This is a genomic window from Dermacoccus sp. UBA1591 (assembly GCF_002322065.1).
Lineage (GTDB): Bacteria > Actinomycetota > Actinomycetes > Actinomycetales > Dermatophilaceae > Dermacoccus > Dermacoccus nishinomiyaensis.
Map to the genome: position 1 here is coordinate 20339 of NZ_DCNR01000002.1, position 8110 is coordinate 28448.

General features: G+C 68.6%; 7 protein-coding genes. 4 read left to right on the forward strand and 3 right to left on the reverse strand.

The window, feature by feature from the left end; genetic code table 11:
* Positions 1-41: 41 nt before the first annotated feature.
* Positions 42-809: an inositol monophosphatase family protein gene (locus B2284_RS00275; protein ID WP_006943701.1), complete on the reverse strand. Its 768-nt coding sequence runs from the start codon at positions 807-809 to the stop codon at positions 42-44.
* A 137-nt stretch (positions 810-946) separates the two neighbouring features.
* Complete coding sequence (locus B2284_RS00280) at positions 947-1627, reverse strand: DedA family protein (protein ID WP_038571631.1); 681 nt, start codon at positions 1625-1627, stop codon at positions 947-949.
* A 112-nt stretch (positions 1628-1739) separates the two neighbouring features.
* On the opposite strand from B2284_RS00280, the gene B2284_RS00285 reads away from it, so the two are divergent.
* Together B2284_RS00285 and fbaA are read left to right on the forward strand one after the other, a co-directional pair.
* A complete protein-coding gene (locus B2284_RS00285) occupies positions 1740-2540 on the forward strand; it encodes a TrmH family RNA methyltransferase (RefSeq protein WP_243754930.1) in 801 nt (266 codons plus the stop codon).
* 142 nt (positions 2541-2682) lie between these two features.
* Positions 2683-3723, forward strand: a complete 1041-nt coding sequence (gene fbaA, locus B2284_RS00290) for a class II fructose-bisphosphate aldolase (protein ID WP_062257354.1) — start codon at positions 2683-2685, stop codon at positions 3721-3723.
* 68 nt (positions 3724-3791) lie between these two features.
* On the opposite strand, the gene B2284_RS00295 is transcribed toward fbaA, so the two are convergent.
* Positions 3792-6284: a phosphoketolase family protein gene (locus tag B2284_RS00295; RefSeq protein ID WP_006943697.1), complete on the reverse strand. Its 2493-nt coding sequence runs from the start codon at positions 6282-6284 to the stop codon at positions 3792-3794.
* Between the two features lie 153 nt (positions 6285-6437).
* Here B2284_RS00295 and B2284_RS00300 point away from each other — a divergent pair, with 153 nt between their 5' ends.
* Together B2284_RS00300 and B2284_RS00305 are read left to right on the forward strand one after the other, a co-directional pair.
* The gene (locus B2284_RS00300) at positions 6438-6839 is read left to right on the forward strand and encodes a DUF3151 domain-containing protein (RefSeq protein ID WP_006943618.1); all 402 of its coding nucleotides are present in this window, start codon (positions 6438-6440) and stop codon (positions 6837-6839) included.
* 295 nt (positions 6840-7134) lie between these two features.
* Positions 7135-8097, forward strand: a complete 963-nt coding sequence (locus B2284_RS00305) for a helix-turn-helix domain-containing protein (RefSeq protein WP_074045691.1) — start codon at positions 7135-7137, stop codon at positions 8095-8097.
* Positions 8098-8110 lie beyond the last annotated feature (13 nt).

The window sequence follows — 8110 nt, forward strand, 5'->3', positions numbered from 1 at the left end:
CACTCAATCGGCGCCACTCACGCAGGCAGCGCAGCGCGTCATCAGACGAACGGCCGCAACCGCTCGTGCAGCGCGGCGTCGGCCGTCACGAGCAGCGGCTTGGGTGTCAGTTCGTAGCGCGGGTCGTACGGCGAGCCGTCGGCGTAGGCGGAGACGCCGCCCGCCTCGCGGATGAAGAGCGCGCCGGGCGCGTGGTCCCACGGCTTCGTCGTGACGTACAGGATGTAGTCCGCGCCGCCCGAGGCGATCTGGGGGTAGTCGACCGCGCAGCACACCCACGACAGCCCGAGCGGCGGCAGCCCGTCGAGTGATTCGCCGACGCGCGTCTGACGTGACGTCACGCCCTTCGGGGCATCGCCGACGACGTGCGGCTCGATGCGCACCCCGTCGAGGAAGGCGCCATTGCCCTTCTCCGCGACGTACGCGTGCCCGAGCTGCGGCTGCCACATCCAGCTGCGGACGATGTCGCCGCCGCGCATCTCGGCGACCATGACGCCGTGGTTCGGTGAGCCGTGGACGAAGTTCTTCGTGCCGTCGACGGGGTCGACCGTGAACCAGTGGTCGGCGGATTCGATGCGGTCGAGGATGCTCGGGTCGGCTGCGACGGCTTCTTCGCCGACGATCAGCGCGTCAGGGTAGGCCTTCTGCAGTTCGGCGGTGATGAACACCTCCGCCTCGCGGTCGGCGACGGTGACGAGGTCGCCCGGGTTCTTCTCGGTCACCTCGTGCGAGGCGAGCGCCTCGAAACGGGGGTTGATGTAGGTCTCGGCGGCTTGCTGGAGCAGGGTCAGAACAGCCTGGGTATCCACGCCCTCATCCTAGGGAGTGACGCGACGTCCGACGAACCGCACGCACGAACGGCGCCGCGGCCTGGGCCGGGCGCCGCTCGTCAGCGTTTCTCGATGCGGCAGCGTTGCTCGCTTCGTCAGCGTGGTCGCGACGAGTTTCAGTTGTCAGGGTTGTGGTCGACGATGTCGCCGGCTTCCTTGACGAGCGCCTTGGCGCGCTTGCGGTGCTTGACCCACTCGAAGATCATCGGCAGCACGCTGACGAGGACGACGACCATGATGGCGGCGTCGATGTTCTTGCCGAGGCTCGGGAAGGCGCGGCCGAGGAAGAACCCGGCGAACGTCACGACGAGCACCCACAGCACGGCACCGATGGCCGACCAGGTGAAGAAGCGTTTGCGGTCCATGTGGCTCGCGCCCGCGACGACGGTGATGAACGTGCGGACGATGGGCACGAAGCGTCCGATGACGAGGGCCTTGCTGCCGTGCTTGTCGAAGAACGCGTTCGTCTGGTCGAAGTACTTCTTCTTCAGCACCCTGCCGTCGCGTTCGTACAGGGGGGTGCCGACGATCCGCCCGATCTCGTAGCCGACGACGTTGCCCGCGAACGCGGCGACGCACAGAGCCGGCAGCGAGACGTAGAGGGGGATGTCGAAGCCGCTCGTGGCAGACGTCGCGGTGAACATGCCGATCGCGAACAGCAGCGAGTCGCCGGGCAGGATCGGGAACAGGAGCCCGCATTCGATGAAGACGATCGCGAGCGAGATCCAGAAGAACGCGCCGCCGAAGTGGGCGAGCAGGTAGTTCGGATCCATGAACTGAGGGCCGAGGGCATGCATCACGAGGCCGAGCCTACCGGCGGGCGATAAGAAACCGCTGAGACGCGCGGGTGAGGTACGGCGCGTCACCCGGACGATGGTGAACTCGTCGCGCCCGCCTACGCTGACGGCCATGGCAGACGTGGACGGGGCGAAACAGATCGACGACGGCGACGCACAACACCGCCGTGCTGACGCTGGGGGCACGGACGAGGTCGGCGTCGGACCGTGGCAGGGCGCCTGGCCGAGCACACCCGACGGCTCGCTCGACCCGCGCTACGACCCCGAGCTGCTCGAGCACGGCGACCGCCGCAACGTCGAGGATCGTTTCCGCTACTGGCGGCACGACGCCATCGTCGAAGAGCTCGACACGGCGCGTCATGCGTTTCACGTCGCCGTCGAGAACTGGGAGCACGACTTCAACATCGGCTCCGTCATCCGCACGGCGAACGCGTTCAACGCCAAGGCTTTTCACATCGTCGGACGGCGGCGCTGGAACCGTCGCGGCGCGATGGTGACCGACCGCTACCAGCACGAGTTCCACCACCCCACGGTCGACGACCTGCTCGCCTGGGCCGCCACGGCCGGGCCCGTCGACGCCGCCGGCCACCCCACGCGCCTGCCCGTCATCGCCATCGACAACGTGGCGGGCAGCGTCCCGCTCGAGGCGTTCGACCTGCCCGAGCACTGCGTCCTGCTCTTCGGCCAGGAGGGCCCGGGTGTGAGCGCCGACGCGCTCGAACGCGCCGACGCCGTCCTCGACATCGCCCAGTTCGGTTCGACGCGCTCGATCAACGCGGGCGCCGCGGCCGCCGTCACGATGCACGCGTGGATCCGACGGCACGTGTTCGGCCAGCGTGTCGACGGCGACGCCCATGGGAGCGCAATCGGAAGCAACCACGCGGACGCCGGCGACGCCCACCCCCGCGCCTGACGCGGCCGGAACTCGGGCGAAGCAAACTCCCGCCGCCCGCCCCGTTGCGCGACGCCCCGTGCGAGGATGGAGGCAGCGGGCCAGCCGCTCACGAAGTGCGCCCGAAACGCGTCATTGTTGTGCCAACACGAGAGGTGATGACATGCCCATCGCAACCCCCGAGATCTACCGCGAGATGCTCGATCGCGCGAAGAAGGAGGGCTTCGCGTACCCGGCCATCAACGTGTCGTCGTCGCAGACGCTGAACGCCGCCATCCGTGGCTTCGCCGAGGCCGGTTCGGACGGCATCATCCAGGTCTCCACCGGTGGCGCCGAGTACTTCTCGGGCCCGACGCAGAAGAACATGGTCGCGGGCGCGCTCGCCATGGCCGCGTTCGCTCGTGAGGTCGCCAAGCAGTACGACGTCAACATCGCCCTGCACACCGACCACTGCCCGAAGGACAAGCTCGACGGTTTCGTCCGTCCGTTGCTCGAGGCGTCGATCGAGAACGTCAAGAACGGTGGCGAGCCGTTCTTCCAGTCGCACATGTGGGACGGTTCGGCCGTGCCGCTCGAAGAGAACCTCGAGATCGCCCAGGAGCTTCTCGCCAAGTGCAAAGAGGCGAACATCATCCTCGAGATCGAGGTCGGTGTCGTCGGCGGTGAAGAGGACGGCGTCGCCAACGAGATCAACGAGCAGTTGTACTCGACGCCGGAGGACGCCATCGCGACCGCCCAGGCGCTCGGCGCGGGCACTGACGTGTACTACATGACGGCCCTGACGTTCGGCAACGTGCACGGCGTCTACAAGCCGGGCAACGTCAAGCTGCGCCCGTCCGTCCTCAAGGACGCGCAGGACGCTGTCAAGGCGAAGTTCTCCGAGGCGGAGGACAAGCCGTTCCACCTCGTCTTCCACGGCGGTTCGGGCAGCTCGCCCGAGGAGATCGCCGAGGCCGTCTCGTACGGCGTCGTCAAGATGAACGTCGACACCGACACGCAGTACGCATTCACGCGTCCCGTCGCCGGTTGGATGCTCGGCAACTACGAGGGCGTCCTCAAGATCGACGGTGAGGTCGGCAACAAGAAGCTGTACGACCCGCGTGCCTGGGGCAAGGCCGCCGAGGAGGGCATGGCGAAGCGTGTCGTCCAGGCCTGCAACGAGCTCGGTTCGGCCGGCAAGAGCAAGGCCGCCAAGAAGGCCTGATCGCCTGACCCGCCGCTGAGGAACGGCCCGCCCCGAATGATCGGGGTGGGCCGTTCGCGTGTCAGGTATCAGACGTTGTCGCCGCCCGTGTCCTGCTGCGGGCCACCGGTTTCGGTGCCGGTGTCGCCGGCGTCGGACCACACCCACGACGCGACGGCGGGGAGGTCCTCACCGTTCTCGTAGGCGTAGGCGCGTGCCTCGAGGCGCAGATCCTGCATCTCCTGACGCAGCCCCGCGCAGCGTGCACCGAGGCCGGGTACACGGTCGAGGACGTCGATGACGAGGTGGAAGCGGTCGAGGTCGTTGCGCATCACCATGTCGAACGGCGTCGTCGTCGTGCCCTCCTCGATGAACCCGCGCACGTGCAGGTTGCTGTGGCCGCTCCGGCCGTAGGTGAGGCGGTGGATGAGCCACGGGTAGCCGTGGTAGGCGAACACGATGGGCTTGTCGGGTGTGAAGATCGTGTCGAACTCGCGGTCGCTCAGGCCGTGCGGGTGCTCCTTCTCGGCCTGCAGGCGCATGAGGTCGACGACGTTGACGACGCGCACCTTCAGCCCCGGCACGCGTTCGCGCAGGATCTTCGCCGCGGCGAGCACCTCGATCGTCGGGATGTCGCCCGCGCAGGCGAGCACGACGTCGGGCTCCTCGCCGGCGACCTCGGTGCCGGCCCATTCCCAGATGCCCAGGCCGCGCGCGCAGTGCCGGACGGCCTCGTCCATCGTGAGCCAGACGGGGTTGGGCTGCTTGCCTGCGACGACGACGTTGACGTATTGCTCGGTGCGCAGGACGTGGTCGAACGTCGACAGCAGCGTGTTCGCGTCGGCCGGCAGGTAGACGCGGATGACGTCGCTCTTCTTGTTGACGACGTGGTCGATGAAACCGGGGTCCTGGTGGCTGAATCCGTTGTGATCCTGACGCCACACGTGCGAGCTCAGCAGGTAGTTGAGCGACGAGATGGGTCGACGCCAGCCGATCTCGTTCGTCACCTTGAGCCACTTGGCGTGCTGGTTGAACATCGAGTCGACGATGTGGATGAACGCCTCGTAGCTCGACATGAGCCCGTGGCGGCCGGTGAGCAGGTATCCCTCGAGCCAGCCCTGGCACTGGTGTTCCGACAGCATCTCCATGACCTGCCCGACGCGGCCCATCGGGTCTTCGGCGTCGTTGGGCTCGTACGCGCCCATCCACTGCTTGTTCGTCGTCTCGTAGACGGCCTGCAGCCGGTTCGACGCGGTCTCGTCCGGACCGAAGATGCGGAAGTTCTCAGGGTTCGCGGCTGCGACGGCGCGCAACCACTCGCCGAGCACCCGCGTCGACTCGGCGACCGAGGTGCCGCGCTCGTCGTCGCGGCCCGCGTCGACGGCGAAGTCGCGGAAGTCGGGCAGTTCGAGGGCGATGCGCAGTTCGCCACCGTTGGCGTAGGGCGTCGCGCCCATGCGCAGCTCGCCGTCGGGGGCGAGGGCCATGATGTCGTCGGCTGGGCGGCCGGCCTCGTCGAACAGCTCGTCGGGGCGGTAGCTGCGCAGCCACGCGTCGAGGTCGTGGAGGTGTTCGTCGGTGTCGCGGGCGTTGGCGAGCGGCACCTGGTGGCTGCGCCAGTGACCCTCGGCGACCTTGCCGTCGATCGTCTTCGGGCCCGTCCAACCCTTCGGCGTGCGGAAGACGATCATCGGCCAGTGCGGACGCTCGGCGTTCTCGGCACCCGCTTCGGCGGCCTCGGCCTTGATGCGGGCGATGTGGTCGAACACCTCGTCGAGCAGCGTCGCGAAACGGCGGTGGATCGAGATCGGATCCTCGTCGTCGAAGCCCGCCTCGAACACGTACGGCGTGTGGCCATAGCCGCGCATGAGGGCATCGAGCTCCTCGTCGCTGATGCGGGCGAGCACCGTCGGATTCGCGATCTTGTAGCCGTTGAGGTGCAGCACGGGCAGGACGACGCCGTCGGTGACAGGGTTGACGAACTTGTTCGAGTGCCACGACGTCGCGAGCGGCCCCGTCTCCGCCTCGCCGTCACCGATGACGGTGAACGCGAGCAGTTCGGGGTTGTCGAAGACGGCCCCGTAGGCGTGGCTGAGGGCGTAACCCAGCTCTCCGCCCTCGTGGATCGAGCCGGGCGTCTCGGGTGCCGCGTGCGACGGGATGCCGCCGGGGAAGCTGAACTGCTTCACGAGCCGGCGCAGGCCCGCCTCGTCGAGCCCGACGTTCGGGTAGATCTGCGAGTACGTGCCCTCGAGGTAGGTGTTGGCGACCATGCCGGGGCCGCCGTGGCCGGGGCCGGTGACGTAGATCGTCGGCTGAGAGCGCTCGGCGATGACGCGGTTGAGGTGGGCGTAGAGGAAGTTGAGCCCGGGCGTGGTACCCCAGTGCCCGAGCAGGCGATGCTTGACGTTGTCGCGCGTCAGCGGCTCGCGCAGCAGGGGGTTGTCGAGCAGGTAGATCTGCCCGACCGACAGGTAGTTGGCGGCGCGCCACCAGCGGTGGATCGTCTCGAGAGTCGCGTCGGTGAGCTCGGTTCCGGGGGAGGGCTGCCAGGGGGTCGCGGTGCTGACGTGGAAGGTCATGCCTCCATTCTCGTCGTGCGGCACGAGCGATGAAAGGGGCTGGGACGTTGGTCCTGACGCTCGGTGGAGTCGGTCGGCGGTGTGAGGGGTGTGACGTGGGTGTTGCCGGCCCGCCGCGGCGGGGTTGTCGGGTGTCGATGCTTGAATGGCGGCATGGACAACCTTCTTGCCATTCCGGAGACCAAGCTCGACGTCGACCCCGCAGCCGAGAAGCTCGACCTCGGCGTCCACGCCCGCGACGTGGCCCGCATGTACCCGGCGAGTTCGCTCGTGTGGGCGACGCTCGCCGAGGACGCGCTGGGTGACGGCGAGGCTGTCGAGGCGTACGCCTACGCGCGCACCGGCTACCACCGCGGCCTCGATTCCCTGCGCCGCGCCGGGTGGAAGGGCCAGGGGCCCGTTCCGTGGGAGCACGAGCCGAACCGCGGTTTCCTGCGCGCACTCGCCGCGCTGAGCAAGGCCGCCGGCGAGATCGGTGAGGTCGACGAGCAGCGACGCTGCGCCGACTTCCTGCGCGACTCCTCGGCCACCGCGGCGCGTGAGTTGGGCGTCTGAGACGCGCTCGAGCGCCGCGTCCGAAAATGATGTCGGCGTGAGGGAACCGATCTCCTGATCGCGGCGTCTCAGATGTGACGATGCCCGGTCAGGGAGCGCTCGCACTCGGTGCGTCGAATCGTCGTGCCTCTCGGGGCGCGGCTGTCGGCGCCCGGTATCTCTGGGGGATGAGCGAACGGGGAGCTCGGGCGTCGTCCGCCGCCTGGAACAGGGCGGGCGCGACGGGGGTGTGGCCGGGAGGGGCCATACCCCCGTCGCATGTCATCTGGCGGCCACGGCGCGCTAGCCTGACGGCGTGAATCCTCTCGCCGTCCTCGGCATCGACGACCTCGCCGAACAGCTCTACCGCCAGGTGCTGCGTGACCAGGCGCGACCGTTCGGTGTGTACGCCTCGCGGCTCAACACGCCCGTCGGTGACGTCGAGGCAGCGGCTGAACAGTTGCGCGCGCTGCGTCTCGTGCGCATCACCGAGGACGGTCGTCCCTCCGCCGATCATCCGCGCGCCGGGCTCGAACGCGTCCTGTCGGCCGAGGAGGCGCGTCTCGCCGAGCGACGCCGCGACCTCGCCCGCCTGCGCGACGCCATCGATGGTTTCGCCGGCGACCACCGTGCGGGCCAGGAGCAGGCCGACCCCGCCGAGGCGGGTCGCGAGTACGTCGAGATCGACGGGCTCGGTGACGTCATGGAGCACCTGGCGGCATCGACCTCGGGCCCGATCCGGTTCACTCACACCGACGCACTCGCCGTCAGCGCCGGGGAACAGCCGGTGCTCGCGCGCCTCGTCGCCGACGGGCGCCTGCTGCGTGGCCTGCACGAGTTCGACGCCGCGAGCACGCGCAGCCTCGACGTAGTCGAGTGGGCGAACTTGGGCGAGGAGCAGCGCCTCGCGACGCACATCCCGAACGAGTTCGTCTGCTATGGAACGGATGCTGTCATCGCCAACACCGATTGGGGCGGCGAGGGTGGGCGGTACGTCGTACTGCGTGACGCCGTCGTCGTGCGTGCGTTCGTCGAACTCTTCGATCGGATGTGGGCGGCCGCCTCCGGCGTCGACGACGGCGCGGAACCGACGTCGGAGCGTCTCGTCGAACTCATGCAGGCCGGGTTGAAGGATGAGGCGATCGCGCGGGCGCTCGGCGTCAGCCTGCGGACGGTGCGACGCCGCGTCGCGGCGCTCATGGAGGAGTGCGGTGTCGAGACGCGCTTCCAGCTCGCGGTGAAGCTCACCGAACGTGGCCTCACCGGCTTCGAGGGCTGACCAGGCACTCGAT